This window comes from Mycobacterium sp. (assembly GCF_035697385.1).
Taxonomy (GTDB): Bacteria; Actinomycetota; Actinomycetes; order Mycobacteriales; family Mycobacteriaceae; genus Mycobacterium.
In genome coordinates, this window is sequence record NZ_DASSCY010000128.1 from 1 (window position 1) to 25,557 (window position 25,557).

The 25,557-nt window shown below is 65.6% G+C and carries 24 protein-coding genes and 2 pseudogenes; 12 read left to right on the forward strand and 14 right to left on the reverse strand.

All coding sequences use genetic code 11. The annotated features are described in order from the left end of the window. Window positions 1–6: 6 nt before the first annotated feature. Window positions 7–1,596 (forward strand): annotated as a pseudogene (gene malQ / locus VFH65_RS10795) (4-alpha-glucanotransferase); the annotation flags it as partial. A 78-nt stretch (window positions 1,597–1,674) separates the two neighbouring features. Beyond that, complete coding sequence (locus VFH65_RS10800) at window positions 1,675–2,094, forward strand: hypothetical protein (protein ID WP_353321334.1); 420 nt, start codon at window positions 1,675–1,677, stop codon at window positions 2,092–2,094. Between the two features lie 2 nt (window positions 2,095–2,096). Here the strand turns inward: VFH65_RS10800 and VFH65_RS10805 are convergent, their stop codons facing one another. Beyond that, a complete protein-coding gene (locus VFH65_RS10805; protein WP_353321400.1) occupies window positions 2,097–2,531 on the reverse strand; it encodes an SRPBCC family protein in 435 nt (144 codons plus the stop codon). A gap of 63 nt (window positions 2,532–2,594) precedes the next feature. Further along, complete coding sequence (locus VFH65_RS10810) at window positions 2,595–3,440, reverse strand: lysophospholipid acyltransferase family protein (protein ID WP_353321336.1); 846 nt, start codon at window positions 3,438–3,440, stop codon at window positions 2,595–2,597. A 103-nt stretch (window positions 3,441–3,543) separates the two neighbouring features. On the opposite strand from VFH65_RS10810, the gene VFH65_RS10815 reads away from it, so the two are divergent. The 5 genes and pseudogenes from VFH65_RS10815 to VFH65_RS10835 form a co-directional block, all read left to right on the forward strand. Further along, window positions 3,544–4,443 (forward strand): metal-dependent hydrolase, encoded by a 900-nt coding sequence (locus tag VFH65_RS10815; protein ID WP_353321338.1) that lies wholly within the window; start codon window positions 3,544–3,546, stop codon window positions 4,441–4,443. After that, window positions 4,443–5,582, forward strand: a complete 1,140-nt coding sequence (locus VFH65_RS10820) for a PDR/VanB family oxidoreductase (protein ID WP_353321340.1) — start codon at window positions 4,443–4,445, stop codon at window positions 5,580–5,582. Before VFH65_RS10815 ends, VFH65_RS10820 begins: the two co-directional genes overlap by 1 nt. A gap of 22 nt (window positions 5,583–5,604) precedes the next feature. Beyond that, window positions 5,605–7,020 (forward strand): serine/threonine-protein kinase, encoded by a 1,416-nt coding sequence (locus VFH65_RS10825; protein ID WP_353321342.1) that lies wholly within the window; start codon window positions 5,605–5,607, stop codon window positions 7,018–7,020. Beyond that, window positions 7,017–7,892 (forward strand): LLM class F420-dependent oxidoreductase, encoded by an 876-nt coding sequence (locus tag VFH65_RS10830; protein WP_353321344.1) that lies wholly within the window; start codon window positions 7,017–7,019, stop codon window positions 7,890–7,892. Before VFH65_RS10825 ends, VFH65_RS10830 begins: the two co-directional genes overlap by 4 nt. Beyond that, window positions 7,889–8,281 (forward strand): annotated as a pseudogene (locus VFH65_RS10835) (nuclear transport factor 2 family protein); the annotation flags it as partial. The gene VFH65_RS10830 and the pseudogene VFH65_RS10835, both read left to right, overlap by 4 nt. A 28-nt stretch (window positions 8,282–8,309) precedes the next feature. On the opposite strand, the gene VFH65_RS10840 reads toward VFH65_RS10835, so the two are convergent. Continuing rightward, window positions 8,310–8,795: an NUDIX domain-containing protein gene (locus VFH65_RS10840; protein WP_353321345.1), complete on the reverse strand. Its 486-nt coding sequence runs from the start codon at window positions 8,793–8,795 to the stop codon at window positions 8,310–8,312. 82 nt (window positions 8,796–8,877) lie between these two features. On the opposite strand from VFH65_RS10840, the gene VFH65_RS10845 reads away from it, so the two are divergent. Further along, window positions 8,878–9,690 (forward strand): glycoside hydrolase family 16 protein, encoded by an 813-nt coding sequence (locus VFH65_RS10845; RefSeq protein WP_353321402.1) that lies wholly within the window; start codon window positions 8,878–8,880, stop codon window positions 9,688–9,690. A 5-nt stretch (window positions 9,691–9,695) separates the two neighbouring features. On the opposite strand, the gene VFH65_RS10850 is transcribed toward VFH65_RS10845, so the two are convergent. The 10 genes from VFH65_RS10850 to VFH65_RS10895 all read right to left on the reverse strand — a co-directional run bounded on the left by VFH65_RS10850 (window position 9,696) and on the right by VFH65_RS10895 (window position 20,544). After that, entirely contained in the window at window positions 9,696–11,201 is a 1,506-nt protein-coding gene (locus VFH65_RS10850) for a glycosyltransferase family 39 protein (protein WP_353321347.1), read from the reverse strand. A 96-nt stretch (window positions 11,202–11,297) separates the two neighbouring features. Next, window positions 11,298–11,858: a dihydrofolate reductase family protein gene (locus tag VFH65_RS10855; protein WP_353321349.1), complete on the reverse strand. Its 561-nt coding sequence runs from the start codon at window positions 11,856–11,858 to the stop codon at window positions 11,298–11,300. A 154-nt stretch (window positions 11,859–12,012) separates the two neighbouring features. After that, window positions 12,013–13,050 carry an isopenicillin N synthase family dioxygenase gene (locus tag VFH65_RS10860; protein ID WP_353321351.1) on the reverse strand — a complete coding sequence of 346 codons (1,038 nt, stop codon included), beginning with the start codon at window positions 13,048–13,050 and terminating at the stop codon, window positions 12,013–12,015. Next, entirely contained in the window at window positions 13,047–13,580 is a 534-nt protein-coding gene (locus VFH65_RS10865; RefSeq protein WP_353321353.1) for a hypothetical protein, read from the reverse strand. The genes VFH65_RS10860 and VFH65_RS10865 overlap by 4 nt, the downstream gene beginning before the upstream one ends. A 22-nt stretch (window positions 13,581–13,602) precedes the next feature. Further along, entirely contained in the window at window positions 13,603–14,436 is an 834-nt protein-coding gene (locus VFH65_RS10870; RefSeq protein WP_353321354.1) for an N-acyl homoserine lactonase family protein, read from the reverse strand. A gap of 5 nt (window positions 14,437–14,441) precedes the next feature. Continuing rightward, on the reverse strand, window positions 14,442–16,022 hold the full coding sequence (locus VFH65_RS10875; RefSeq protein WP_353321355.1) for an ABC transporter substrate-binding protein: 1,581 nt from the start codon (window positions 16,020–16,022) through the stop codon (window positions 14,442–14,444). Continuing rightward, on the reverse strand, window positions 16,019–16,678 hold the full coding sequence (locus VFH65_RS10880) for a cysteine hydrolase family protein (protein WP_353321356.1): 660 nt from the start codon (window positions 16,676–16,678) through the stop codon (window positions 16,019–16,021). Before VFH65_RS10880 ends, VFH65_RS10875 begins: the two co-directional genes overlap by 4 nt. Continuing rightward, entirely contained in the window at window positions 16,679–17,683 is a 1,005-nt protein-coding gene (locus tag VFH65_RS10885; RefSeq protein WP_353321357.1) for an ABC transporter permease, read from the reverse strand. Window positions 17,684–17,692: 9 nt separating this feature from the next. Continuing rightward, complete coding sequence (locus tag VFH65_RS10890; protein ID WP_353321358.1) at window positions 17,693–18,559, reverse strand: ABC transporter permease; 867 nt, start codon at window positions 18,557–18,559, stop codon at window positions 17,693–17,695. Between the two features lie 2 nt (window positions 18,560–18,561). Further along, complete coding sequence (locus VFH65_RS10895) at window positions 18,562–20,544, reverse strand: ABC transporter ATP-binding protein (RefSeq protein ID WP_353321360.1); 1,983 nt, start codon at window positions 20,542–20,544, stop codon at window positions 18,562–18,564. A gap of 182 nt (window positions 20,545–20,726) precedes the next feature. On the opposite strand from VFH65_RS10895, the gene VFH65_RS10900 reads away from it, so the two are divergent. After that, complete coding sequence (locus tag VFH65_RS10900) at window positions 20,727–21,404, forward strand: TetR/AcrR family transcriptional regulator (RefSeq protein WP_353321362.1); 678 nt, start codon at window positions 20,727–20,729, stop codon at window positions 21,402–21,404. Here VFH65_RS10900 and VFH65_RS10905 read toward each other — a convergent pair. Continuing rightward, the gene (locus tag VFH65_RS10905) at window positions 21,401–22,720 is read right to left on the reverse strand and encodes an NAD(P)/FAD-dependent oxidoreductase (RefSeq protein ID WP_353321364.1); all 1,320 of its coding nucleotides are present in this window, start codon (window positions 22,718–22,720) and stop codon (window positions 21,401–21,403) included. The genes VFH65_RS10900 and VFH65_RS10905 overlap by 4 nt on opposite strands. A gap of 87 nt (window positions 22,721–22,807) precedes the next feature. On the opposite strand from VFH65_RS10905, the gene VFH65_RS10910 reads away from it, so the two are divergent. The 3 genes from VFH65_RS10910 to VFH65_RS10920 all read left to right on the forward strand — a co-directional run bounded on the left by VFH65_RS10910 (window position 22,808) and on the right by VFH65_RS10920 (window position 25,557). Then, a complete protein-coding gene (locus VFH65_RS10910) occupies window positions 22,808–23,620 on the forward strand; it encodes a hypothetical protein (RefSeq protein WP_353321365.1) in 813 nt (270 codons plus the stop codon). A gap of 114 nt (window positions 23,621–23,734) precedes the next feature. Further along, complete coding sequence (locus VFH65_RS10915) at window positions 23,735–24,562, forward strand: IniB N-terminal domain-containing protein (RefSeq protein ID WP_353321367.1); 828 nt, start codon at window positions 23,735–23,737, stop codon at window positions 24,560–24,562. Window positions 24,563–24,609: 47 nt separating this feature from the next. Then, window positions 24,610–25,557 carry an ankyrin repeat domain-containing protein gene (locus VFH65_RS10920; protein ID WP_353321369.1) on the forward strand — a complete coding sequence of 316 codons (948 nt, stop codon included), beginning with the start codon at window positions 24,610–24,612 and terminating at the stop codon, window positions 25,555–25,557.

The window sequence follows — 25,557 nt, forward strand, 5'->3', positions numbered from 1 at the left end:
CAATGATCTTGGGGCATAGGCGATTTGACTGATCTTGCCGACCTCGCGGTGTGGTCGGCGGCCAAGCATGGCGCTGGCTTTGTTCTGGTCAACCCGCTCCACGCGGCGGCACCCGTCGCACCGATGGAGCCCTCGCCGTACCTTCCGACGTCGCGCCGATTCGTCAACCCGATGTACCTGCGGGTGGAGGCGATACCCGAATTCGCCTACGTCCGTCGCAGAGGCCGCATCCGCAAGGCGCGCGCCGAGGCGCAGGCGCACGCGCAGCGAGCCGACCTCATCGACCGCGACGCCGCGTGGAAGGCCAAGCGAGCCGCGCTCGAAAGTGTCTACCTGGTCGAGCGGTCGGCCGGCCGGGAGCTGGCGTATGCGGCCTACCGCGACCGCGAGGGCCGCAGCCTCGACGACTTCGCGGCCTGGTGCGCGCTGGCCGAGGAGTACGGCAACGACTGGCATCAGTGGCCCGAAGAGTTGCAGCACCCGTCCAATGCGGCGGTCGCCGACTTCGCCGCAGCGCACGCCGACGCGGTCGACTTTCACCGCTGGCTGCAGTGGCAGCTCGACGATCAGCTCACCGTCACGCAGGCCACGGCTGTGCAGGCGGGCATGGACCTCGGCGTCATGCATGACCTGGCTGTCGGTGTGGACCCCAACGGCGCGGATGCCTGGGCGCTGCAGGATGTGCTGGCGCTCGGTGTCACCGCAGGCGCGCCGCCCGACGAGTTCAATCAGCTCGGCCAGGACTGGTCGCAACCGCCGTGGCGGCCAGATCAATTGGTGGAACATGGCTACGAACCCTTCCGCGCTCTGGTCAACGCTGTGCTGCGGCACGCAGGCGGTGTCCGCATCGACCACATCATCGGGCTGTTCAGGCTGTGGTGGATCCCGAAAGGGTCGCCGCCGCACGAAGGCACCTACGTCCGATACGACCATGAAGCGATGATCGGCATCGTCGCATTGGAGGCGCATCGGGCGGGCGCTGTCGTCGTCGGCGAGGACTTGGGCACGGTGGAGCCGTGGGTGCGCGACTATTTGCGCGAACGCGGGCTGTTCGGCACGTCGATCCTGTGGTTCGAGCTGGACCGCGACGGCCCCAATGCCTCTGGCGGCCCGCTGCCTGCAGAGAGATGGCGTGAGTACTGTCTGTCGGCGGTCACGACCCACGACCTGCCGCCCACTCCCGGCTATCTGGCGGGTGAGCATGTCCGGCTGCGCGAACAGCTCGGGCTGCTGACGCGCCCGGCCGAGGAGGAGCTGGCCGCCGATCGGCAGCAGCAGGCCGCCTGGCTGGAGGAGCTACACCGGGTGTGGCTGCTCGACGCCGACAAGAACGGGCCGGACGTCGACTCGACGGTCCTCGCGCTTCATCGATATCTGGGCAGGACACCGTCAAAACTGCTCGCGTTGTCGCTGGCCGACGCGGTGGGCGATCGCCGGACCCAGAACCAGCCGGGGACCACCGACGAATATCCGAATTGGCGGGTGCCGCTGTGCGGCCCAGACGGCGACAAACTGCTGGTAGAAGACGTCTTCGTGGACCCGCGGGCGACCACGCTGGCCGAGGCGATGAAGGCCGTGATCCACCCGACGGTGTAACGCTTGGAGGTCTTTCTCCGGTTTCACATTCGTCACGTCTGCGATATGTTCGCAGCGCACCGACTGACGGAGGGTCTCGTGATAAAGCTTGTTGCGCTCGGAGCCGGAGTTGCCGCGGCTGGCTCTGCCGCATTGATCGGCGCCGCCGTGGCCACAAGCCAGCCGAATCCCAACAACGCCAACTCGATCAACGTGGTCGGCGAGCCGTACGCCAAGGCGCTGCAGATCCTGAAGTCCCAGAACGTCAAGGCCTTCTTCGGCGGATCGCACGGCAGCGTGCTGCCACAGGCTCAGTGCCTGGTCAATCAGCAGAAGGTGACCTCAGGCGGCCGGATGTACCTGTCGCTCGACTGCAGCCAGGAAGCCGCAGACCAGCTCGCGGAGATGGGCCCGGCCGGCGGGCCGAGCGTCGGATCCAACGGTGTCACCACGGTGACCCCGACGCCGGTGGTCCCGATCGCGGGCGCACCGGGTGCCGGCACCCCACCGCCTGCCTAGTACTACGACTCCACCATTTGGCGCAGGTTCGTCAGCGTCTGTCCCATGTTGCGCCCGACCTCACGGGCCGCCACGCGATCGGCGATCAGCCCGAGGATTCCGCCTGCCGACTCGTAGGCCAGCCGGAACGTCAGCCTGGTGCGGCCATCGTCGGTGTCGCGCAGCCGGAACCGCCCACGCAGTGACACGCCGGTGATGCCGATCCATGCCAGGTCGCGCGCCGGGTCGAACTCGACGACCTCGATGACGCCGCCGATCGGCACCGAGCCGATCTTCCAGTGCACCGTGTAGCGGGCACCCTTGCGGGCGGGTCCCTCGGTAACGGTCTCCCAGCGTTCAAGGCTGGCCATGAATTGCGGGTAGCAGTCCGGGTCGCTGACGAACTTCCAGACCGTCTCACGATCCGCGTCGATGACGCATCGCCGTTCGACGCGCATCACGGCCCTCTCTTCTTCGCGCAAGCGCTCATCAGGGCCCTCTCTTCTTCGCGCGAGCGCTCATCAGCCGATCACCGGGAATCGCCGCTCCGCCGCCAGCCGATCCACCCCGGCCTGCAGGCTCGCCACCACCTTCTCGTGGATGATGTCGTCGTCACCGGCCCGAATGTCGTCGGCGTCGATCGGATCGAGGGCCTCGACGACGATCTTGGCCGGCAGCGGGATGTGACCGGCCAGATCGCCGATGTTGAGACCCCACGGCAGCGCCAGCGAGATCGGCACGCTCTTGAGCCGCGCCAGCTTGTCGACCCTCAGCAGCTTGGCCAGCCACTGCCCACGGTCGAGGAACAGCGCGGTCTCCTGGCCACCGACGCTGGCGATCGGCACGATCGGCACACCCGCCTCGCGGGCCAACCGCACATAGCCCTTGCGACCACCGAAGTCGACGGTGTGCCGCTCCCAGGAAGGCCGGAAGACTTCGTAGTCACCACCGGGATAGACCAGCAGCGCGGCGCCGGATTCCAGTGCCATTTGGGCGTTTTCGTGGTTGGCCGCCACTGTGCCGAACTTCCGCAGCCAGCCCAGCGGCGGCGCGGAGACGACGAGGTTGTGGGCCAGTTGGTAGAACGGACGCTCGACCCCGAAGTACGAGCAGAACGCGAGGGTGAAGACGAACGTGTCGGGCGGCACGTTGCCCCCGCTGTGGTTGCCGACCAACAGCACCGGGCCTTCTGCGGGGATGCGGTCCAAGCCGCGTACATCAGCGCGGAAGTACAGCGATGCGAGCAGCCAGGTGCCGGGCAACTGGTCGCGGATGTAGTCGGGGTCGCGCTGGTCGAGATCCGCCTTCGGAACGCGGGACGAAACCTGATGCCTGACCCAATCGAGGACATCGCCGAACCCCGCCATGGCACTTCCTATACCCACACCGCAGCACGCTCAGTCCACCCGGTACCGGCGTTCCCACCTAAAAGTCGTAAACTCACCATGCACACTCCGGGGAGGAGCAGCCATGTTGCGACCGCGCCGTTTCGATCACGAAGTTGATCCGGGCCCGGTACAAATTCAGGCGCGAAAAGTCCATTTCGACGTCGCCGACGTCGACCTGCACTGGATCCCGGGTCACCCAGTCGCCAGCAACGTCGTCAGCCTGCTCAACATCGTCCTGCCCGCCGCCGAGCGCTGGTTCGTCGACACGTTCAACGAAGCCCTTCCTCTGGTCAAGGATCCGAAACTGGCCGACGACATGCGCGGCTTCATCGGGCAGGAAGCCACCCACGCCGACGTTCACGAGCAGGTCCTCCACGAGTACATGGAGGCGCACGGCATCGATCCCGCACCCGTACTCGACCAGATCGAATACGTCTTCGAAAAGATGCTCGCCCCTTCGGCGTCCACCGACCCCAAGCGCCGGCTCAACCACCTGTGCGACCGACTCTGGCTGATCGCGGCCATCGAGCACTACACCGCGGTGATGGGCGACTTCGCACTCAACTGCACATGGGACGACCACCACGCTCACCCCACGATGGTCGATCTGTTCCGCTGGCACGGCAGCGAAGAAGTCGAACACCGCATGGTGGCTCACGACGTCGCCGTCTACTTCCACGACAGCTACGTCGACCGCATCAGGGCCATGTCGATGGCGGTGGTGATGATCTTCATGTTCTTCCAGCGCGCATCGTGGTACCTGGTCAAGTCCGACCCCGCAACCGACATCGGTTTCTGGCGGTTCAATCGGATGCGGATGAAGGATTCGAAGCTCGGGCTACTTCCCAAGTACCGCAAGCTATTTGGCTCGAACACGTTGATGTACTTCCGCCCAGGGTTCTCGCCAGAGGAGATGGGCTCGACGGCGCAGGCCGTCGCCTACCTCGCCAGCTCCCCCGCGGCCAGGGCCGCGCACATTTGATGCGCCTGTTCGACCGGTACCGTCAGGCGCCACCGAGCACATCGGGCCGCATCCGCCACGATGTGACACTGGGCCTTGCCGACGCCGCCCTCACAGGCCTGTTCGCCATTTCCGGTGCCATCAGAAAAATGGCGGCACCACCTGATCACGACAACACCATCGCGCTGACGGTGGCCCACCGTCAGGTCGTCGCTCATGATCAGGACGTCGTTGCGCTGACGCTTGTGCCGTCGGCGGGTGGCCGCTTGCCTCGCTGGCATCCTGGCGCCCACATCGATGTCCATCTCGCCAGCGGGCTGGTCCGGCAGTACTCGCTATGCGGCGACTCGGAAACCGCGGATGCCTACCGGATCGCGGTGCGGCGGATCCCCGACGGTGGTGGAGGATCCGTCGAAATGCACGAACTGGGAGTCGGCGCCACCGTCACGACGCACGGACCGCGCAACGCGTTTCCGTTGACGGTCCCTGGTTACGGCTCACCGGCGCAGCGATTCCGGTTCATCGCCGGGGGTATCGGGATCACGCCGATCCTTCCAATGCTGGGTATGGCTGCGCGCCTTGGCATTGACTGGTCGATGGTCTACACGGGACGCAGCCGCGACAGCCTGCCGTTCCTCGACGAGGTGGACCAGTTCACCGCCGGCGGAGCCGGAAATTCAGCGAAGGCCCGGATCCAGATCCGCACCGACGACGTCAACGGACTGCCCAGCGCGCCGGAGCTGCTCGGTGACTGCCCCGACGGAACCGCCGTCTACGCGTGCGGGCCGGCTCCGATGCTGACCGCGATTCGGGCGCAGCTTGCCAGTCGGGACGATGTCGAGTTGCACTTCGAGCGGTTCGCCGCGCCGCCGGTGGTCGACGGCAAGGAGTTCACGGTGTCGGTCGCCTCGTCCGGGACCACGGTGCGCGTCGGCGCCGAGGAGACGCTGCTAGCGGCACTGGGCCGCGCCGGGGTGCATGCGCCATATTCGTGCCGGCAAGGCTTCTGCGGCACCTGCCGCACCCGGGTGCTCAATGTTCGCGACGGGGTCGTCGACCATCGCGACACGCTGCTCACCGACCCCGAGCGCGACTGCGGCATGATGCTGATTTGCATCTCACGCGCGGCCGAGGGCACGCAACTGACGCTCGATCTCTGATCACGTCTCGTACTATTCGGCCATGCCGTTGGCCGATGGTGCGGAGTTCGCGGGATACACCATCGTGCGACTGCTCGGCACCGGCGGCATGGGCGAGGTCTATCTGGCCCAGCATCCGCGGCTGCCGCGGCGCGACGCCCTGAAGGTAATGCCGGCGTCGGTGTCGGCCGACAGCGAGTACCGGGAACGCTTCAACCGGGAGGCCGATATCGCGGCCACGCTGTGGCATCCCCACATCGTGGGTGTGCACGACCGCGGCGAATACGAAGGCCAGATCTGGATCTCGATGGACTACGTGGAGGGCACCGATGCGGCGCGCCTGCTGCGGGAACGCCATCGCAACGGCATGCCCAAGGCCGAAGTCGCCGAGATCATTGCCGCCGTCGCCGATGCCCTGGACTATGCGCACCAACGCAACCTGCTGCACCGCGACGTCAAGCCGGCCAATATCCTTCTGGCCAACCCCGAATCCGCTGATCGGCGAATCCTGTTGGCGGACTTCGGCATCGCCCGCTGGGCCAATGACATCAGCGGCCTGACGGCGACGAACATGACGGTGGGCACGGTATCGTACGCGGCGCCCGAGCAATTGATGGGTGAACAACTGGACGGCCGCGCCGATCAATATGCGTTGGCGGCCACCGCATTTCATCTGCTGACAGGCTCGCCACCATTCCAGAATTCGAATCCCGCTGTCGTCATCAGCCAGCACCTGTCCGCTCCACCGCCGGCCATCGGGGCGCACCGCCAGGAACTCTCAGCACTTGACCCGGTGCTTGCCAAGGCGCTGGCGAAAGATCCCAACGAGAGGTTCGAGCGGTGCGCCGACTTCGCACGGGCGCTCGGTCACCGACTTGATGCCACGGCGTCCGACGATGACGGCACCCGGCTGTCTCATGCGGCGACGCCGCGGAAGGAATCGGCGCGGCGTTCGATGATGCGCGCCGGGGTGGTGGTGCCGGCGATCCTTGCGGTCCTGCTTGTCGTGGCGATTGCCGTGGCGGTCTTCGAGTTTCGCCGCGCCGACCGGCCCGAACCGACTCCAACCGCCAAGTCACCCACCACCACGGCCTTCACTCCAGCGCCCCCTCCGCCAGCGCCGCCTCCCTCGCCCACGCCAACCGCGACCACGACGACCGCCCCCGCCTCCGCGTCCGCAGTAGCGATTGGCGCCAACTGTTCGCCCGTCGGCAGCACCGGGACGACGGCCGATGGCGCCACTGCATATTGCTCGACGCTGCAGACCACGGGCGCCTCGATCTGGTCACTCACCGAAGGCGATATCCCAAGTCCCACAGTCACAACCGAGCCGACGGACGAACCGTTGCCGTTTCTGGAGGAGTCACCTGTGCGGGTGTGTATGCAGCAGACCGGCCAGACGCGGCGTGAATGCCGTGACGACATCCGCGCCAGCAACGGATTGCCTCCGCTGCGATGAAATACGCAATCATTGCTCCCGTCGCGGCTGGGGTCACCGCCGATCCCGACTGGATGTCGGCCTTCGCCAAGCACGTAGAGGCCTGCGGTTTCGAGTCGATCGTCGTCGTCGAGCACACCGTGCTGATGTCGGAGTACGACAGCGTGTACCCCTACGACAGCTCAGGACGTGTGGAACTGCCTGCGGACTGTCCGGTGCCGGATCCGCTCGACCTGCTGGCGTTTCTGGCAGGTCAGACCGACCGGCTCGGGCTGGCCACCGGGGTGCTGGTGTTGCCCAACCACCATCCGGTCGTGCTGGCCAAACGTGTCGCGACTGTTGACGTGTTGTCGGGCGGGCGATTTCGGCTGTGTGTCGGCATGGGATGGCTCAAGGAGGAGATCGAGGCGTGCGGTGCGCAGTTCTCCAGCAGGGGCAAGCGCGCAGACGAGCAGCTCGAGGTGATGCGGTTGCTGTGGGAGACGCGGCCCAAGGGTACGAGCTTCCATGGCGAGTTCTTCGACTTCGACCACGCGATGTGCTACCCCAAGCCTGTCGCAAATGTGCCGATCCACATCGGTGGACACAGCAAGGCCGCGGCTCGACGGGCAGGCCGGTACGGTGACGGCTTTCAGCCGCTCGGTGTCGGCGGGGCGCAGTTGACCGAACTGATCGCGATAATGCGTGACGAGGCAAGCCGATTCGAACGCGACCCCGACGCACTGGAGCTCTCGCTCGGACATCTGGTCACCAAGATCGATCCCGACCGCGCGGACAAACTCGCCTCGATGGGAGCCGACCGCGTGGTGCTCGCGATGCCGCCTACCACTGACCTCCCCGAGGCGCGCGACCTCCTGTCAGCCTGCGCACAACGACTGGCGCTGACGCCATGAGCCTGAACGCATTGGATCGGCTGGCATTGAGCGACCTGGTCCACCTGTACGCCTCGGCGGTCGACGACCGCCGGTTCGACGACGTCATCGAATTATTCACCGAGACAGCCGAATTGCGGTTGCCTGATCCGCCTCGATCGCTGGAGCCGGTGCGCCGACACCATGGGCGCGACGGCGTCCGCTCCGCGATGGCCACGCTCGCCACTGTTGCCAGGACGGAACACGCGATCGTCGGCGAGGTGTACGCCGCAGGCGACGACTCCAACTACGCCCTCGGCCGCATCACCTGCATCGCGCACCACTGGACCGTCGCGGACGGCCAAACGACGGACCTGGTCTGGCACCTGCGCTACGACGACGAATATTCGCGCACGCGGGCAGGCTGGCGGATCCACGGGCGCGCCCTGACCATCAACGCTATCGAGACCCGTCCAGTTCGCCGGCTTCGAGCACACCCGACAAGCGGTCGAGCAGCGGCAGCTGACCCTTCAACAGCTTCGACCGCGCCTCTGCGAGAAGAAACCAGCCCGCGCGGTCGACCTCGGGATACTCCCTGACGTTTCCGGACCCCTTGGGCCACTCCAAAGTGAAGGTGTTGCTGAACGTACCGTCGAGGTCGAGATCGCCGCGGACACCGAAGGCCGTGACGACCTTGCCGCCCGGCTGCTTGACCGGGTCAAACTGGACGCGTGGGCCCTCAGGCGGGGTCTTGCCGAGCTCTTCGAGAAACTCACGCTGCGCGACGGTCCACGGGTCTTCGTCCTCGGTGTACTCGCCTTTCGGGATCGACCACGCGCCGTCGTCCTTACGAGCCCAGAATGGGCCACCTGGGTGAACGAGCAGCACCTCGACGCCGTCGGGCGCGAACCGGTACAGCAGCAAACCTGCGCTGAGTTTTGGCACAATGACCAGCGTAAAAGAAAGGCGCGCCGCGAAATAGCGCGCGATTTGCGGTTTCTCCTATTACGGTGCTCCTGTGCCGCAGATGGATCGCCGAAACATGATGATGATGACGGGGATGGGCCTCTTGGCGGCCGCACTCCCCCTACCGAAAGCCCACGGGGAGCCGCCAAGCGGCCAAACCGGGGGCTACATCTTCCAGGACGAGTTCGACGGCCCGTTGGGCGCAGGACCCGATCCGGCGAAGTGGACGGTGCAGACCTGGCAGGACGACGTGTACCCGCCTGTGCAGGCGCTATACCGCAACGATCGCAGCAACGTCTTCCTCGACGGCAACTCCAACCTGGTTCTCCGCGCCACCAATGACTTCGGCCAGTACTACAGCGGCAAGCTACGGGGCAACTGGCGAGGCATGATCAACACCACGTGGGAGGCTCGAATCAAACTTGACTGCCTCACCACTGGCTGCTGGCCGGCGTTCTGGGCAGTGAACGAGGATCCGCTGCCCGACGGCGAGGTTGACGTCTTCGAGTGGTACGGCAACGGCAACTGGGCCCCTGGCACCACGGTGCACGCCGCCTCCAACGGCAAGACCTGGGAGGGCAAGTCGATCCCCGGCATGGTCGACGGTGCGTGGCACACCTGGCGGATGCGGTGGGACGAGGACGGTTTCAAGTTCTGGCGGGATTACGTCGACGGCGCCGAACCCTACTTCAGCGTGCCGCCGAAACCGATCCAGGTGTCAGGCAGGCCCGACGACTGGCGGTGGCCGTTCAACAACCCCGGCTACTGGATGCAGCCCATGTTCACCCTTGCGGTCGGAGGGCCCGGCGGCGGCGATCCCGCGCTGGGACAGTTCCCCGCGGCGATGCTCGTCGACTACATCCGCGTCTGGTAAGCGCGTCAGCGCGTGGCCTTGATGACCTGAACCAGGTTGAACTGCCAGCGCTCGACTAGCCGGAACCCCAGGTCGCGCGGAACCGAGAACGCGGGGGTGCCGCCGAACCGTGGCCCGGGAGCCAACAGTGGGTCCTGTTCGTGAGCGGGTATCGACTTGTCGGCTTCGGTGATGATCCACGCGACGCGGCAGTTGCTCAACGGTCCGGCGCTTGCCTCGGGTATGAGATTGGTGTCGAAGACGTCATTGCGGTCCGTCGCCCGTTGCCACAGGCTGAGGTCGATCAGTTTCCGGTAGGCATCGGGACGTGCCGCCATCAGCGGTCGCATCGGGGCAGGCATGAATGACACCGTGTCGTTCACCAGCAGACAGTCACCCGGCGCGGCCTTCGCGGTGAGAAGATCGGCCACCTGGCTGTAGTCCATTCCGTATTTCGCATACGAACTGCGTTGTGTCAGAAGATAATTCGGCGCTGCGGCGAGAGCCAGAACACTCACGACTGCCGTCGCCGCCCATGGCGTCACAGCCAACGCGCCGACGCACACACCCAAGACAACGGCCATCGCCGGTGCGGTGAAGCACAAGTAGCGAGGGGTGTAGATCGGGTGAACCAGCGCTGAGGCACCGAGAATCAGGGCGGTCGGCACCACAAGCCACGCGATCGCCACCGTCAACAGTTGCCGGTCCAGCTGCACCAGCTGGGTGGATGTGAAGCGCCACATGACAATAGCCGTCGCCGCCACCAGTGCCGACACGAGCAAGAACAATGGGCTTCTCTCGAAGTACTGCTGAACCGCCACGTCTTCGATTGTCCGGCGGCCAACCGGTGAGACCCAGATGATCTGATGCGCTTGACCGATGGTCTCCATCGCGAACGGCGTCACCGCACAAGCGACGAGTACCGACGTGATGGCGAACGGCACAACGACTGTTCGGCTGCGCCGGTAGCGAAGGACGAAGACGGCATGTGCGAACACCATCAGTGCCAGATACACGTCGAGCAGGATGCACATCGCCAGGACGACCCCATACGACAGCCAGAGCCAAGCGTTGTCACGGCGCGCGGCATGTACGAGCAGAACTGTCAGCCACACTGCGGCCATCATCGAAAGCGCATACGGGCGAGCTTCGATGCCTGCCCACGTCGCCCGGGGCAATATCGCGCAGACGACCCCGGCGCTGAGCGCGACGGTGCGAGACGAGAACTGCTTGCCAAGCACCACAACGCCGGCCGCCGCGCCTCCAACGGCCAGACCGCTTGGCACGCGGGACCAGAACTCCGTGGGCGGCACGAGCGTGAACCAGCCGTGCATGAGCATGTAGTACAGGCCGTGGACGGCGTCGACGTTGCCCAGCATCTGCCACAACTGTTCGAGAGAGCGACTGTATGACGCCGAAATGGTCGCCGCCTCGTCGTACCAGAAAGACGGGCGGCCAGCACCGCCGAGACTTACTGCTGCGGCCAGCACTCCAACGATGAGGGGGTCCAACACCGCCAGCCGCGGTCTCATCAGCCCTCCCCGCCGAACACGCCGCTATGTTGCCAGAAGCGAGTTGCATGCCTTCTCGCAGTGGTCTCGGCGGTGAGCATGCCGTGCCGCCCGAGCTCAGCGCGTGCGCTGGTAGCGAAGGTAGACGACGCGGGAGCTGAAGGTTCGAGACTCGACCAGCCGCAAATCGAGGGGCTTGGCGAGCGGCGGGAAGTACGGGGTGCCGCCGCCGAGGATGACAGGATTGACGAACAGGCGGTATTCGTCGATCAAGTCCTCGGCGATGGCTGCGGCGGCCAGGTTCGCGCCGCCGATGCCCACCTCGCCCTCGCCCGGCTGGTCGCGGACCCGGCAGATCTCGGTGGCGATGTCGTCGGTGGCCAGCCGAGCGTTGCCCGCCACAGAACTCAGCGTCCGGGAAAACACCACCTTCGGGATCGGCCGCCAGAGCCGGGCGAACTCCAGCTCCGCCTCGTCGGACATGGTCTGCTCGGCGGTCTCCCACACCAGCATTTCCTGGTACAGGCCCCGCCCGCACAGGTGTGCGGTGACGCGGCGTGTCTCTTCGATGTGGAAGCGAAACAGCTCCGCGTCGGGGGCGGTCCAGCCGATGTCGCCATCCGGTCCTGCGATGAAACCGTCCAGCGACACGCTCATTGAGTAGATCACGGGCAGCATCGGGTCCTCCTCAGCGACGGTGCGGCACGTCGCGATCCCGCCCCCACGACGGCGTCCGACATCATGCCATCACTGTCGACCCGGTGCCGTCAGAATTCGCGGATCTCGCGGCGCGCTAATCGCATTGGGGCGAAGGCAGACTCGATCGACTGACTCAGTTGCGGTTCTGTAGCGCTTGCTGGCCGAACGAATTCATCGCCAGCGACCCTTCGGGTAGCACAAGGTCGCCGCTGCGGATCCGATTCCGTAGGTAGGTGAACGACTGAGCCGTCTGGGCGAACAGGTGCTCGCCCGCGCGCAGTGCCTGCCGCTGGATGCCGTCTCGAGAGACGAACTGCGGCAACGGTTTCACCTCGGTGTGGTAGTCGACGTTGAAGAACAACGGGAACGAGTACCGTTCCTCGGCGACCCTGCGCACCCGATGGCTGGTCGCGACGAACGCACCATTCGTCCACAGCTCCAACATATCGCCGATATTGACGACGAACGTATCCGGCAGCGGAGGCACGTCGATCCACTCGCCGGCGCCGTTGAGAACCTCAAGACCCGGCGCGGTGGGCTTGAGCAGCGTGAAGCATTCGTAGTCGGTGTGCGCGCCAATGCCCTGCCCGTCTTCGGCGTCGGGGTTGTACGGGTAATGCACCAGCCGCAGCTGACTCGGCGTCTTGGTCGCGTGCCGGGAGAACGTGTCAGGGTCCTCGCCCAGCGTCACCGCGAACGCCCACAGTAGCCGATGGCCGACATCGAGCACCGCCTGGTAATACGCGGTGACCGCCTCGGCGAACCCAGGCAGGTCCGGCCACGTGTTTGGCCCCAGCATGGGGTTACCGGCGAGGTAGTCGGGGTCGTCGCCGGGCAGGTCCAGCGCGGTGTCGAATGCCTCCTTCAGATCGGGGGTTCCCGTTTCGACGCCTTCTTCGCCGACGGGCACGTAACCGCGATGGCACTTCGACATGCCGATGTACGAGCGCATCTTCTGCTCGAGTGGCAGCGCGAAGAACTCCTTGGTCGCCACGAGCAGCCCATCGAACAGCGCATCGTCGATGCCTGCGCCACTGATGTAGAAGAATCCGACCTCGCGGGCCGCCTTTCCGATGTCATCGGCCACTCGCACGCGTTCCGAAAGGTCCGGTGAGCCAAGACCGCTGACGTCGACAACCGGCACCGATGTGAATGACGTTGCGCCACTCATAACTCCACGTCCCCTTCACTTTCCTCAACACTCCACCGGACGCCATTGGCCTCGAGGTCACTCCCGAACAGATATGGGCTCAGCGCCGTCCACTCGGGCCCGCCGACAGCGCCGATCACCACCCCGCTGTGGTCGGCCCATCCGAACAGCTCACCCACGCGCAGCAGTAGCGCTTCGTCCGCGTCATCGCGACGGACGAACAAGGCCCAGGATGGTGCGGTCTTGCCGTCATCTCGCACCCAGTGCTCGACATAGTCGGAATGCACCCCGACTTCGACTAACGTGCTTGCCTCCCAACGCATCCGGCCCGCGTCGGGCTTACCCGACGGTGGCTGCGTGTCGATCAGCCGGCTCCATTCGAAGATGTCGTCGCGCTGATCGAGCCAGCCGGCGAAGCCGCGCGAATCGACATATGCCGCAGTGCCCTGCAGCCACCGCACATCACTGGCGGTATCGCGGCTGCCGTCGGCCTCGACGAGCAATGTGCGCCGCCACAGTCCCGTGCAGTCGGTCATCAGCACTGTGCTCACGCCCCGGGGGCTCATAGCGGCGTCATACCGGCGTCACCGGCCCGAACCTGTCATGGAAGTGCTGCGTCAACTCCGGCCACACATGCGGATCGTGGCCAGGAATCAGTTGGTAACCCTTGTCGCTGGCCAGCCTCTTGAGCTTGCGGATCGGCTCCACCGTTTCCTCGGGCGCCACCCCGATGAACCCGCCGATCGCCAACTCGTGCTCGATGTTCTCGGTGAGATCGGCTGCGTCGAAGGCGAACACGAAGCCGTCACCACCGACCGAGTCATCAAGTTCCACAACGAAACTCTGATGACCGGGGGTATGCCCGTACGTCGGGACAGCGGTGATGCCTGGCGCGATCTCGGCCTCACCGTCGGCCAGTTTCCAATCGATGCGCGGATCGTCGAAGTCGATGCGCGCGATCGCATGGTGCTCGGGTTCTGGATGATTCGACAAGCCGTAGTCGACCTCACGGCGTTGCGCATGAACCGGAACCTTGCCTGCGAACAGTTTCAGCCCGCCGGCGTGGTCGTGGTGTAGATGACTGACCGCCACGGCATGGATGTCGTCGATGTCGACACCGATGTCGTGCAGCGACTCTTCAATCGGCTCACCAGGTCCCGGCAACACAGGGATGTACTCGACGGTCGGATAGAACCGCCGGTACAGCGCCGGGTCGCGAATCAGCGCGGTGTTGAAGCCGGTGTCGAGCAGCACCCAGCCACCGTCGGTTTGCAACAGCACACCGGGAACGGGTTCACGCATCCGCAGTTCGGGCGCTGCGCCGTACACCGAGATCGACTTCGGCAACTCCTCCCAGCCGAGTGTGAGCAGGACGATCCGACGGACTCCGGCTTTCTTGAGGCCCATCGACGCTAACCCGCCGACAGCGCGGCCACCCGCAACGAGTTCGGGTTGGACAGCGCGTGCGCCTTCTCGACTCCCTTCAGCCACGGCTGCGCGACGACGAAGTCGTCGATGTCGGCGACGTTCAGCCAGCAGCCGGTGGCGCCCGCCTCGGTACCCGCCTCCGAGAACGTCTTCGGATCACCGGAGACCAGGCCGCTCGCCAGGGATGACGTCACCCGCGGCGACGAGCAGCCCAGATAGTTGATGCCGCCATCGGCGTCCCAGGAGATGTGGCCCCAGGTGTACGGAGACGGCGCATCCGGCCACACCATCCCGGTGTAGATCTCCGGCGCCGCCTGCATGTCGGTACCGATCCAGCCGTAGATCTCCGAAGTCGGGTAACCCTGCACCTTCGCGGTGAGCCCGGCCGCCGCGAGCTGGGTCTGCACCAAGTTGCTGACCAGCTGACTGTCGGGGTTGCTGGTGTCAAAGCCGATGGTCACCGCCTTTTGGTCGGCGGGCAGCGCAGCGGCGAGCTTAGACAGCGCCGAAGGATCATGTGCCAGAGTCTGTTTCCCGTAATCCGCGGCAAGAACGTAAGGCGGGTACATCTGCGCACCGTTCTTACCCCGGCCGAAGAACGCCTGCTTGACCAGCTGGTCCACGTCGATGGCCTGCATCACGGCCGCGCGGTTGGCCTGATCCTTCATCATGCCCTTGTTCGGGTTGATGTAGAGGTAGCTCGACATCATGGTCGGCAGCGAGTAATGCGAGTACTTGTCGTCGTTCAGGTACTGCTCCACCGCCGATGACGGCAGATCATGCAGAATCGCGGCGATCTGACCGTTGTTGAACTGCAGCTGCATGGCGGACACGTCGGTGATGACCGGCATCTCTACCTTCTCGAAATATGGCTTCGGCCCCCAATACTCGGGAAACACCGCCATCGAGTAGTGCGATCCGACCTGCGCGTCGGTCAGTGTGTACGGCCCAGTGCCGAGATCATGAGTGGTGAGGTAGTTCTGGGCGAAATCCGAGCCGGCATTCTTCTGCAGGCCGGTCGGGCTCATCATCCGCGGCCCGTACGGCGATGCCAGGATCGACAGGAACTCCGAGTTGGGCGCCTTCAGCGTGATTGTTGCGGCGTAATCCCCTTGTGTAGTAACCGATTCGACATCGGCGACCATGTACGACGGACCGCCACCGACAGCCAGTCGACGGTCGAAGGACGCCTTGATCGCGGCCGAGGTGAACGGGGTCCCGTCGTGGAACTTCACACCTTCGCGCAGTTTGAACGTGAAGACCTTGTGGTCGGGCGACTCGGTCCACTCAGTGGCCAGCAGAGGCTCGAATTCGGGCTTGTCGGTTCCACCCTTGTACTGCAGCAGGCCTTCATAAGTGTTGGTGGTCATCAGCAGACCTTGTCCGGCGTAGTACACGTCGGGATCCGGCGGTTGCCCCGGGTCCTGCAGGAATGACAGATGCAGCACCTTGTCGGTCGGTGCGGCGTTCGGCGTGCCGCCGCCTGAATCCGAGCCGCCGCAGGCCGTCAGCGTCAGCAACGCGACCGCTCCAGCGGCGGCAATGGCTTTGAGTCGGTTGCTCATCGTGCTGCTCCTTCGAGGATGGGTTTGTCGGGGTGTTCGGCGGAGCCGCGGAGGCGGCGACATTTATCGAATGCGGAGAGGATCTCCTCGGTGGTGCGCAGTGCGCCGGTCTGCAAGTACTCCATTGCGTCGAGGGCCGCGTCGTGGCGGTATTGCGACGAGCCGCCGACACAGTCGGTGACCACGCGGACGTAAAAGTCGCGTTGATGCGCATCGGCGAAGGTGTAATGCACACACACATCGGTCAGGCCGCCGATGAGAATCAGCGTCGATGCGCGCAGCCCCCGCAGCACGATCTCGAAATCCGTTCCGATGAAACCGGAATAGCGCCGTTTGACGATGTGAAACTCGTCAGGACCCGGTAGCAGCGACGGCTCGAGGGCAGTACCGGGTTGGCCCTCGACGCAGTGCACACCCTCGGTGCCGTCCAGTTCGCGGCCGAAGTCCACCCCGCTGGGTCGGTGCACTTCCTGGAAGAACACCACGGGCACACCGGCAGAACGAGCTGCGGCGAGCAGCTTTTCGGCGCGCTCGACGCGTTCGGCGTGACCGGACATATGGGGAATTCCCACGTCCGCGACCGGCATTGCGCCGCCCTGCTGCATGTCGACGACGACAAGGACCGGATTTCCCACGATCAGTGGCTGTGTTGGCACCTAACCTCCTGTGACTGCGATTCGGGGATCCGCCGCCGCCTGTAAGAGATCGACTGCGGTGTTGATGACGACGTAGAGCACGCCAAGCATCAGCGTGACGCCGGCGATCGCCGGAAAGTCGGCGACCGGGATGCTTTGCGCGATGTACTGACCGATGCCCGGCCAGCCGAACACCTGCTCGATAACGAGCACACCGGAGAACATCAGACCCACCTGTAGGCCGGTCATCGACATCGCCGCGCCCACGCAGTTGCGCAGCACGTGCCCGACCATAATGCGGCTCTCGGAAAGGCCTTTGGCCCTTGCGGTTCTGGCGTAGTCGCTGTCCGCGTCGGTCAACAGGCTGGAGCGCAGCACGCGTCCGATCGCGACCGCCGGTCCGAGCGCGATCACGACGGCCGGAAGGATCAGGTGGTGCAGTGCGTTGGTGACAACGTCCAACCGCCCGGCGAGCAATCCGTCGACTGTCAACAAGCCGGTTGGCCCGTCCGGCGGGTTGGGCACACTTATCCGGCCGTTCGCGGGCACCCAGCCCAGCTGCTGGTAGAACACGATCAGGCCCAGTATCCCGAGCAGGAACATCGGGGCCGCCGCGCCGGTGAACAACACCGCGCGCAGCACTTCAGAACCGCGCCACTTCAGCGTCATCCCGAAGGCCAGCAACGCCGCGAGGATCAGCGCCAGCGCGATACCGTACAACGCCAATTCCAGTGTCGCAGGGAAGAAGTCGCCGAGATCGCTGCTCACCGGATGCCGGGTGCGGTACGACGTGCCCAGGTCACCGCTGACCGCGCCGGTCAAGTAGTGCCAGAACTGGTTGATCAGCGGCTGGTCCAGTCCGAGCGCGTGCCGGCGGGCCGCGACCGCTTCTCCCGACGCATTGGCACCGAGTTGAGCCTTCACCGGATCCATCGGCGAAATGTGCTGCAGCACAAACATGACAGCCGTCAGCGCGACCAGGATCACCGCCGTGGCGCCCAATCGGGTCAGGATGAAGTTTCTCACGCCCGTCCCCTAGTTCGTCTTCATCAGATTGCGCAGGCCATCACCGGCGATGTTGGCGATCAGGGCCAGCACCAGTACACCGATGCCGGGCATCACCGGAATCCACCACTGCTGAAGGAAGTACGTCAGGTTGCGCGCGGTGTCGGCGCCGAGTTCGGCCGCGGGCGCGGACTGGCCCAACCCGAGGAACGACAATGCGGCCAGCGTGAGGATCAGGGTGCCGATATCAAGGCTGGCCGCGACCAGCGCGTTGGGCACTGCGCCGGGCAACAGATGGCGCCTGGCCAGCCGAATGGGGCCGACGCCTGCGAGTTTGGCGGCTTCTATGTGCGGACGTGCTGCGAGCCGGGCCACTTCGCCGCGCACCAGCCGCGCGTAGAACGGCCACCACACGATCGACACCGCGATCAGGGTGTGGACGAATCCCGGTCCCAGCGCGGCGACTACCGCGATCGCCAGAACGGGTGCAGGTAATGACAGGAACCCGTCGGTGATCCTCATCAGAAGGCCGTCGATCCAACCTCCAGCCGTCCCGGCGATCAGGCCGACCAGCCCTCCGATGAACAGCCCGACCGCCACGACGACCAGCGCGGCGAACCAGCTCGAGCGCATCCCGTAGAGGACACGACTCAGGATGTCGCGGCCGATGCTGTCCGTTCCGAGCAGGAATCCGCCCTTGCCCGGTGCCTGCAACGGCATACCGACGGGCAACAACGGGTCGTAGGGCGCGAGGATGGGAACTGAGACCGCGACAACCGTCACGGCCAGGATCAACCCGACAGCCAGCCAACTGAGCAGCATGGCAGGCGATTTCGGTAGGGACAGGATGCGTTCGCGGCTACGCGACCAGGTGCCCGCGGGAAGTGCGATTGCCACAGTCAGCTCGCCTTCCGCTCGATGCAGGCCACCTGGTGCGGATTGCCAGGCATGCCCTCGAGGCGGACGTCGAGCTGACTGTCGGCACAGGTGTCGTTCGAGATCGGACAGCGCGGATGGAAGGCGCAACCGGTGGGCGGCGACAGCGGGCTGGCGGGTTCGCCTGGTAACACCCGTGATTCGCGAGCCAGATCCGGGATGGAGTCGACAAGGGCTTGCGTGTAGGGGTGCGCGGGCCGGGCGATGACATCGTCGGCCGGTCCGATCTCCACGATCCTTCCGAGGTACATGACCGCGATACGGTCGGCCACCACCCGAGCGACCGACAAGTCGTGGGTAACGAAAACCACTGACATGTCGAGGGTTCGGCGCAGGTCGCCGATCAGGTTCAGCACCGACGCAGCCAGTGAAACGTCCAACGCGCTGGTCGGCTCGTCGCACAGAAGGACTGCAGGAGGCACCACAGTGGCCCGGGCCAGCGACACCCGTTGACGTTGTCCTCCGGAGAGTTGCCCCGCACGCGACTTCGCGATGTCCATCGGCAACCCGACCCGCTGCAGCACCTGGCCGACCGCTTGTTGTCTATCGCTGCGCGACATTCCGCTTGGCCGGAGTCGTTCGGCAATAAGCTCGCCGACGGACAGCCATGGTGTCAGCGACGCGCCGGCGTCCTGGAATACCATCTGTGGCCCCTGCTTGCCCGCAAGCGTGACGGTGCCCGCGGTGGCCTTTTCCAGCCCGGCGATGACACGTAGCAGCGTCGACTTCCCCGAACCGCTTTCACCAACCAGCGCGACCGATTCGCCGTGCCCGACGGTGAGCGAAATGCCGCGCAGCGCCTGCAGTTTGCCGCGGCGTCCTGCCGAGAACGCTTTGGTCACGTCGTGAAGGACGACGGCGGGCGGCTCGGCCGACTCCCCGGAACCGTCCGCGGCGTCGATGTCTTCGGTGAGGACGGCGATTTGGGCGTCCAGCCGGGGCGACACCTCCGCCACGGGCAGGATGCAGGCGCTGACGTGATCGGCTGCGACTTCGACCGGATCGGGCGGTGACGTCTCACACGTCGGCGTCGCGACGACACAGCGCGGGGCGAAGGCGCAGCCCGGTAGCGGGGTGACCGCGCTAGGCACGGCGCCCGCAAGCGCAGCCAGCCTGCGGTGGCGCGCGGTCTGCAGGGTCAATCGCGACCGCATCAGAGCATGCGTGTACGGGTGGGCCGGCTGGCCGAGAACGTCCGCGGTTGGCCCGATTTCGGCGATGCGCCCGGCATAGAGCACCGCGATGCGGTCCGAGATCTGCGCCGCCACCCCGAGGTCGTGGGTGATCAGCACGATGCTGCAGCCGATCTCCTCGCGCAGCCGCTGCAGCAGGCGCAGCACCTGTGCCTGCACGGTGACGTCGAGCGCGGTGGTCGGTTCGTCGGCGATGATGAGTTCTGGGTTGCCGGCGATGGCGATCGCGATCATCACGCGCTGACGCAGCCCGCCGGACAGTTCATGCGGGAAGGCGCGGAAGCGGCGGACGGGTTCCGGGATACCAACCGCGGTAAGGAGTTTCAGGGCCTCCTCGTCGCTGCCCGCGGCCTCGGCAACCTGCTTCCCGATCCGCATCGTCGGGTTCAATGACGTCATCGGATCCTGGAAGATGGCGCCCAGGTCGAGTCTGCGCACTTTCCGCAAGGTTTTCGCATCGCCGGACACCATGTCCGATCCAGCCACCTGCACGCCGCCCTGCACACGGGCGTGCGATGGCAGCAAGCCCAGCATGGTGAACCCGAGCACACTCTTTCCGCTGCCCGATTCCCCGACCAGGCCGACTATCTCGCCAGGCGATATGGCCAAGGACACTCCACGTAACGCCTTAACGTCGCGGCCGTTGCGGCGGAAAGTGACATGCAGATCGACGATGGCGGCGACGTGCGCAGGATCAGACGCCGGGCGCGGCGATTCGCGGTGCGCGTCGACCTCGGATACTGCGCTACTCATTCGCTGCTCCCTACCCACCCCCGGCCTGTCACTTGACAGTTTTCACGGCGCGTAGGGGTGGTGGGTGTCGGCGGCGTAACCAAACTCAGGCGCCGCGTAACCGATGCGTGTCCGGCGTTTCTGTCGTGTGACAGAAACCGATGAGTGTCGGTTTTCCCAGCTCAGTGCGCCACGATGGGATGATGTCCATCACTCGCTCGGGCCGCCCCCGGCTGACGACCCGACGCAGGCCCGGAATGACCGCACGCGACGAAATCCTCGACGCGGCGGGCGAGCTGTTCACCACGCTCGGCTACCTGGGCACCTCGACCCGGACCATCGCCGAAGCGGTCGGTATTCGCCAGGCGTCGCTGTATCACTACTTCAAGACCAAGGACGACATCCTCTGCGCATTGCTCAGCCAGACGGTGGTGCCGACGCTGTCGTTCAACGACAGCCTGGTCAGCGCCGACCCCGTGCTGACACCGGCAGAACATCTGCACGCTCTGGCGGTATTCGATGGCCGGCAATTGCTCAACGGGCGCTGGAACCTCGGCGCTCTATACCTGCAGCCCGAGCTTCGCGGTGCCCACCTTGAGCCGTTCTGGTCGGACCGAGAGCGCCTTCGGCTGCACTATTTAGCGCTGAGCAAGACTGTTCTCACCAGGACCGGTGTCCACGAGGCGGCCGCGGACCTGCCGTTCCGTTTGGTGGAGTCGCTGGTCAACATGTGGACCAAACACCCAGGCCCGCAACGGTCGGCGCTGCCGGAACATGTTGCGGACGCGTGCATCCGGGTGCTCGGCATGCCCGACAGCGCGACGCAGTGCCTGCGCGCCCGTACGCAGACCGAACTGGCCCGGTACGAGGACACTGATTAGTACTTTCGGTCCGGCTTCGGCATCGGGATGCCCTCACTCGCGGAGAACTGCGCATCCTCCTGAGACGACAGTCCTATCGAGACCACGGACCGATCGAAGAAGACGTCGGTCAGGTAGGCCAACGACACCGCCCACCGGTTGACGAATCGCGGGATGGCCTGCAGGTGGTAGGCGCGCGTGACGAACTTCGCGGCGTAACCGGACAGCTGCACGTTGAGCGGGTTGGCGACGGCGTAGCGAGGTCCGAGGTCGACGACCAGTCCCATGTTGCGGTGCTTGTAGTCCTTCTTCTTGCCGTAGCCGAGACTGGCTGCGACGTTGCGGGCCAACACCTTTCCCTGCCGGGTGGCGTGTTGTGCGGTGGGTGGCGTGATCTTGCCGGGCTGGGTGACGTCGGGCACCGCGGCGGCATCCCCTGCCGCGAAGACGTCCGGATGGCCGGGCACTTGCAGATCGGTGGTCACCTTGAGTCGACCCTTCTCCGTCGGCAGCCCAAGTTTCTCGATCAGCGGAGCGCCGGTCACCCCAGTCACCCACGCCACGGTGTGGGTGTGAATCAACGAATCATCGCTGAGCACAACATGTTCCGCGTGAACTTCCTTCAATGTCACGCGCAGCCGGACGTCGATGCCACGGGCTTTCAGTACCCGCATCGCGGCGTTGCCCAGCTTCTCCCCCACTTCGGGCATCACCTGTTCGGCCAGGTCCAGCAGGACGAACTTGACGTCTGCAGGGTCGAAGTTCATTTGTTTGGCGGCGGAATCGGCGAGCGCCCGCAGCTGCGCGACGAGTTCGGTCCCCGAATACGATGCGCCGACGACCACGACGGTCCGGCGTGCGGCGGCCCGGCCGGGATCGTCGTCCACGTCGGCCAACTCGAGTTGCTCCAGAACGTGATCGCGAAGGTACAGCGCCTCGGCAGTCGACTTGAGCCCGCGCGCATGCTCCGCGAGGCCCGGCACGTCGAACAGCCGGGTCACCGAACCCGGCGTCAGCACCAGGCGATCCCACGGCAGGATGCGTGCGCGCTCTTCGGGGTCGGTGAACGTGACGGTGCGGCCGTCGAAGTCCACGCCGTCGACCCTGCCGCGGATGGCCTGCACACCCGGCAGCGAATTCGCCAGCGGAATGGTGACGAATCGGGCGTCGACCAGGCCGCCTGCCACGTCAGGCAACAGTGGCGTGTAGAGCATGTAGTCGACCGGCGAGATGATCGCGATGTCGACCGAGGCGTTGTGCTTGCGCAATTTGCGGGCCAGATGACGGGCACACTCGAAGCCGGTGAACCCGCTTCCGACGATTACCACTGAGGTCATCGGTGCCCACTTTACGAAAAAACAGAGCCACCGCCCACAGCGGCACCGGCTGTCCGCCGGATCGGCGATGCGAGGATGGTGGATGTCATGACGCGTCCGCGACCGCTACGCCGATTCGATCCGTTCCGGCCGATCGACATGCTGACCTCGCTGTGGTCGTCGGCTGCGGTGGCGCCGGTCAGCAGCGGTGCCGCGGCAGCTTACCGCACGTTGTTCATGACTGTGCGCCGGTTGGTGGTGGGCAGGCGACTTGCCGTCAGGCTCGACGACGGCGGTCTCACGTTGACCGTCACGGAGTTCGACTCCCGGCTCGACGTGCGTGGCCTTTCCGTGGGCCAACTCAGCGACGTGCGCCTGGCGGCATGCGATATCCGTTGGGACGGTAGTCAATTCGACCGGGCGACGGCCGTGCTGCACAACGTACACATGCGGCCGAGTGCCCCTCCGGTGCTGGTTGCCGCGCCGGTGGAACTGACGCTCGAGGTGCCTGCGGTCGCCATCGACGACCTCTTCCGTTGGGCGGCGCCGCGGTTGTCTGGCGGGGTCGGGCCGGATGGGATCGCCCGGCTGCGGCTGGCACGACGGCCGATGATGGGCCATCTCGAGGTGGACGCGCGCCTGGACGGCTCGACTCTGTGGCTCAAGCCGCGCGGGCTGGTCGTCCGCAGGTCGCGCTTGAGATTGCCGGCGCGCACCCCGGCCTATCCGGTGCACCTTCCCGAGTTGCCACACGGTCTCATGCTCACCGGAATCAGCTTCGCGCCCGACGTGGTGTGCCTGTCGGGCACCCTGCCCGAATGGCGAATGGATGTTCCGCGAAAACGCTTGGAAGACATCCTCAATCAGCTCAGCGTGGCCGGCGTGCCGCTGAATCTCACCCGGCTGAGTCGGCTCCTGTGACCGCGCCAACGCACTCCCAGCCATTCCATGGCGGTGTGTCAACGAGTTGACAGGAAACGCCGTTAGCGTCTGAGCGCGCGTCGGGGGCCGTGCGCAGACCTTGAAAGGCGATTCATGATCAACCTGATCGATTACATCCTCGACCTGTTCCGGGACGAGGGCCAGGCCCATGCATTCATCGCGAATCCTGACCAGGCACTGGCTGACGCCGGGCTGTCCAGCATCACGTCGGCCCAGTTGCACTCGGTGGCCTCCACCGCTGTGCCGGGCCTGGCGTTCGGCGGCAGCGGTGACGCGGTCCTGGACCTGCAGCAGGCCGTGTCGAACCACTATGGAATGCAGCCGGCTTGGGCGCAGCAACCCGACTTCTCCGCAAGCACGGATCTTGCCAGCAACAACAGCTTCATGAGCCCGACCACCACGATTTCGGACAACCACAGCGTCAGCTTTGGCATGGGCGATATCACCCTTGGCGACAAGACGTCCGCACACGGCAACGGCGCGGTCGCTGTCGGCGGCACGAATCACGGCGGCATCGTCACGGGCGACGGCGCGGCGCTCGGCAACGGCAACACGTCCACCTACGGCGAAGTCCACGCCGCCTCGGGGTCGGCGGTCTCGGTCGGCGACGGCAGCGTTATCAGCCACGGCGCCCAGACCATCACCGACATTCATGGCGCTGACAACACCGTTGGCGTCGACCACAGCAGTACCGTCACGCACACGTCGATGGTCGACAACTCCGTACACGATTCGTCGGTGCACTCGATGTTCGACGGATCCGTGCATGACAGTTCCGTGCATGACAATTCAGTCCACGACAGCTCCGCGCATTACAGCTCCGTCCATGACAGCGCGGTACACGGCACGGGACTGCACGACGCGTCGATCCATGACGCCGTCCATCAGAGCGTCGGCCTGGATGCCCATCACGGTTTCTGATTGACCCGCCTCCACGCTCACACGCGGTTGTGCGTGATGCTGGTGTCGTGATCGAACTTGCGCGCTACCGGCACGGGCCGTCGAGCGTCGTCGCGTGGCGCGACGGTGGCGACCTCGTGTTCTGGTCGGATTACGACGACTACGGCAAATCGATCGTCTCCGAGTCGCGCATTCCCGTCGCTGACTTCGTCGCCAAGGGCGAAGGGCCATGGCCCTGGTTCGACCTGGGCGACAGGCGCGAAGGGGCACTACTGGTGCTGGATGCGCTGGATGAAGCGCACCTGCCGTGGACGGAGCCGCTCCTGCCAGACATCCGCGACCTGTTCGAACGTGCGCACCGCGGAAGCTCCTCGGTCATCGAGTTGCTCGCCATGGGCGCCGACCCCGACCCCGTCGATCCCTGCGGCGCGTCGCCGCTGTGGTACGCCGTGCGTTCTCTCAGTGCGGGTATCGCGGTCGCACTGATCGAGGCCGGCGCCGATGCCGGTCGCCGCATCGAGCTCTCGGCGCGGGGCGAGCGGTTCACGACGATCCTGCACGAAATCGTCCGACTGGGTCGCACCGTCGCGCTTGGTCACGCGTTGGCCAAGGGAGTCGATCCGTCGCTGCTCGACTCCGAAGCGGCCTCTCCCCTGCACGTCGTCGCCGCAGACAACGACAACGTCAACCCGGAGCTCGTGCGCGCCTTGATACGTGCCGGCGCCGCCATCGACGCCACGACCACAAGCGGCGTCCAACCGATCGAGCTGGCCGCCCGGCGGATTCTGCCCGCGACCGTGGCGGCCATGGTCGAGGTCGGCGCCGATGCCGGCCGCGGCCTGGACGCGCTGATGTGCTGGTGGGCAGTCGGCGCAAGCTTGGCCGCGTACCGGGCGGGCGATGTCGCCGGCCTCATTGAGATTCTGCGCGCCGGCGGCGCCGAGCCGACCGACCGGCACCGCGAACTCGCGGCAACCGCCGGGGCGTCGCAGGTAGAAGCCGTGCTTCGCCGCTAA